The 1,779-nt window shown below is 50.7% G+C and carries 4 protein-coding genes; 2 read left to right on the top strand and 2 right to left on the bottom strand.

All coding sequences use genetic code 11. From position 1 onward, the window contains the following. The first annotated feature begins 94 nt into the window (after positions 1-94). Positions 95-535: a hypothetical protein gene (locus HMPREF1992_RS10610; RefSeq protein WP_006696282.1), complete on the top strand. Its 441-nt coding sequence runs from the start codon at positions 95-97 to the stop codon at positions 533-535. Positions 536-671: 136 nt separating this feature from the next. Then, on the top strand, positions 672-1,025 hold the full coding sequence (locus tag HMPREF1992_RS11270) for an HNH endonuclease signature motif containing protein (protein ID WP_006696281.1): 354 nt from the start codon (positions 672-674) through the stop codon (positions 1,023-1,025). A 22-nt stretch (positions 1,026-1,047) separates the two neighbouring features. Here HMPREF1992_RS11270 and HMPREF1992_RS10600 read toward each other — a convergent pair whose 3' ends face one another. Both HMPREF1992_RS10600 and HMPREF1992_RS10595 read right to left on the bottom strand, forming a co-directional pair. After that, on the bottom strand, positions 1,048-1,320 hold the full coding sequence (locus tag HMPREF1992_RS10600) for a type II toxin-antitoxin system YafQ family toxin (protein ID WP_006696280.1): 273 nt from the start codon (positions 1,318-1,320) through the stop codon (positions 1,048-1,050). Continuing rightward, positions 1,313-1,606, bottom strand: coding sequence for a type II toxin-antitoxin system RelB/DinJ family antitoxin (locus HMPREF1992_RS10595; RefSeq protein WP_006696279.1), 294 nt, complete (start codon positions 1,604-1,606; stop codon positions 1,313-1,315). The genes HMPREF1992_RS10600 and HMPREF1992_RS10595 overlap by 8 nt, the downstream gene beginning before the upstream one ends. Positions 1,607-1,779: the final 173 nt, after the last annotated feature.

Genomic DNA, 1,779 nt, shown 5'->3' with positions numbered 1-1,779 from the left:
CTGAGACAGAGCGGTTCTTTCGTTCCGCATGGTTTGGGCAGCTGACAAGTCTGGATGGAGAGTGGTTGCTTGAAAAGTTGGAGGGGGAATTTGCATGACGGCGAAAGAATATCTCAGTCAGGCATGGAACATTGATCGGCGCATCAATGATAAGGTTGCCCATGTGTCGCAGCTGCGTGACATGGCGATGAATGTGAGCGCCGTCATCAGCGATATGCCGAGGAGTCCGAGTCCGAACAATCAGCGGATGGAAAACATCATTGCGCGGCTGACTGACACGGAAGATGAGATCAATGCGGACATTGACCGTCTGGTCAGTCTGAAACTCGAGATCATGAATACGATCTGGCAGGTTGAGGATGAAAACTCTCAGATGGTACTTGAGCGTCGCTACCACAGCTTCAAATCATGGGAAGATATTGCAGCGGATATGAGCGTCAGCATTCGATGGGTGCATAAGATTCATGCCAAGGCTCTGGATGATGTTGAAAAAATTTTGGAAAAAAGACAGCAAAGTGCATCTGAGTTCACATAAGTTCACAAAGGTTCACGTTGCGTTCATAGGGTTGACAGTGATATGATAGACTCAGCAAGAATAGGATATGGAATCAGCCTTCTCGGAGAAGCAATTCTCTGCGAGGGCTTTTTTGATGCCATCGAGGAGGTGCGCGATGCCGAGAAAGCCGAAGCGCCCCTGCCGCATGACAGGATGCCCGAATCTTACAGATCGAAAAAGCTGTTATTGCGAGGAGCACGAGAAAACGATGCAGCGGCACTATGACCACTTCACGCGTGGGTACGATCAGCACGAGAGATACGACAGTGCATGGCGCAGGATTCGCGACCGTCACTTGTCAGCGCATCCGCTGTGTGAGTGTTGCAAGGAGCGGGGCAGATACGTCCTTGCGACGCTTGTGCATCATATTCGACCTCTCGCCGACGGTGGCACGCATGACGAGAGCAATTTGATGTCGCTCTGCGTATCGTGTCATGAGCGGATTCACCGGCGGAGAACTCCAAAATAAAAAGCCGACTCCAATGAATCGGCTAGAAGAGATCACTATGCGAACCCGTACGGGAAGCGGTCAGAATCAGTTTTCCTTTGTCGATGGCGTACACAAGTAACCAGTCCGCCATGATGTGGCATTCACGAAAACCAATGTAATCGCCAACCAGAGCATGATCCCGATACCTTTCGGGGAGTTGTTTTTCCGCGCAGAGCATTTGCAGGACATCATCCAGTTTTTGCATATCTGCTCCACGTTTACGCAGCTTCTTTAAATCCTTGCGGAACTGCGTGGTGGTGACGAGATCAAGCATGAGCATCCTCCGCATCCAGATCATCCATCAGTGCGGACAGCGACGGATAGCGCTTCGGCTCGATTTTGCCATCCATGATGTCGCGTGCTTCCTGCATGGCAAGAAGTGTTTCCCTATTATAACGGGGCTGTTTTGGTTGGAAGGGGAAGCCTCCCTCCATGATGGATGCGTGCAGAAAGATGTTGATGGCGTCGGTCACGGAGATACCGAAACTAGAAAAAACGGTTTCAGCCTGTGCTTTGATTGTCGGCTCAATGCGCATATTGATTGTTGCCGTCTTGGACATGATGCATAACCTCCTTTTGGTTATTGTAACGCGAAAGTGAAGCAAATGCAATACGTTCTTATCCCCCATAGGGGGCGGTCAAATCCCTAAAACCGCGCCGTTACTGGACCGGGGAGGGGGCGTACGCACAAAAACGTCGGTTCAAACGGGGTATTAAAGGAATGGGGGCGAGA

This window comes from Selenomonas sp. oral taxon 892 str. F0426, assembly GCF_000468035.1.
Lineage (GTDB): Bacteria > Bacillota > Negativicutes > Selenomonadales > Selenomonadaceae > Centipeda.
This window is presented reverse-complemented; position numbering and strand designations above follow the sequence as displayed.

What these genes read in the sequence shown, in the direction of transcription:
- HMPREF1992_RS10610 (WP_006696282.1), top strand. Translation starts at nt 95, where the DNA reads ATGACGGCGAAAGAATATCTCAGTCAGGCATGGAACATTGATCGGCGC.
- HMPREF1992_RS11270 (WP_006696281.1), top strand. Translation starts at nt 672, where the DNA reads ATGCCGAGAAAGCCGAAGCGCCCCTGCCGCATGACAGGATGCCCGAAT.
- HMPREF1992_RS10595 (WP_006696279.1), bottom strand. Translation starts at nt 1,606, where the DNA reads ATGTCCAAGACGGCAACAATCAATATGCGCATTGAGCCGACAATCAAA.
- HMPREF1992_RS10600 (WP_006696280.1), bottom strand. Translation starts at nt 1,320, where the DNA reads ATGCTTGATCTCGTCACCACCACGCAGTTCCGCAAGGATTTAAAGAAG.